Origin of the sequence: Microbacterium sp. MRS-1, assembly GCF_000585455.1 — a bacterium.
GTDB lineage: Bacteria > Actinomycetota > Actinomycetes > Actinomycetales > Microbacteriaceae > Microbacterium > Microbacterium laevaniformans.
Genome location: NZ_JAUF01000027.1, coordinates 1 through 580, shown reverse-complemented (window position 1 = coordinate 580; position 580 = coordinate 1). Strand labels below are relative to the sequence as shown.

The following is a 580-nucleotide window of genomic DNA, read 5'->3' as shown; positions in this document are numbered from 1 at the left end:
TCCTTCGCGGGCGGCGAGGATGTTCAGCAGCTCGGCGGCGGTCTCCCCGGTGATCGGGGTGGTGAGGAAGTCGTCGAGCACGAGCAGATCGCAGGTGTGCAGCCCGGTCAGGAACGTCAGCCGCTGCGCGTCTTGCCGGTGGTAGACGGCGAGTTGGTTCGCGAGGTCGTCGAGCCGGAAGTAGCGTGCGGTGTAGTCGCGTCGGCAGGCGGCGTTCACGAGCGCTTGGGCGAGGTAGGACTTCCCGACGCTGGACTTGCCGAGGATCACGAGGTTGTGGGTCTGGTCGATCCAGCGGCAGGCCGCGAGCCGGGCGACGAGTTCCCGGTTCAGGTTCCGCCCGTCGAGGTAGCGGATGTCCTCGACGCACGCGGCCGGGTTCGGGGTCCTGGACGCTTTCAGCAGCTTCAGCACGCGGCGTTCGGTGCGGGCGGCGGTCTCCTGTTCGAGAGCGTGGCGGATCTTCTGCGAGAACGTCCACTGGTCGTACGTCGGGTCGTTCGCGATGTCGATGACCGCTTCCCCGAACGCGGTCATCCGCAGTCTCGTGAACAGGGGCATGTCGTCGGTGGTGAGGTGC

General features: G+C 67.2%; 1 protein-coding gene. It reads right to left on the bottom strand.

What is annotated here, in order from left to right; genetic code table 11:
* Positions 1 to 580 (bottom strand): ATP-binding protein (locus tag AS96_RS06295; protein ID WP_036287092.1); only part of this gene is annotated, 580 nt, incomplete at both ends.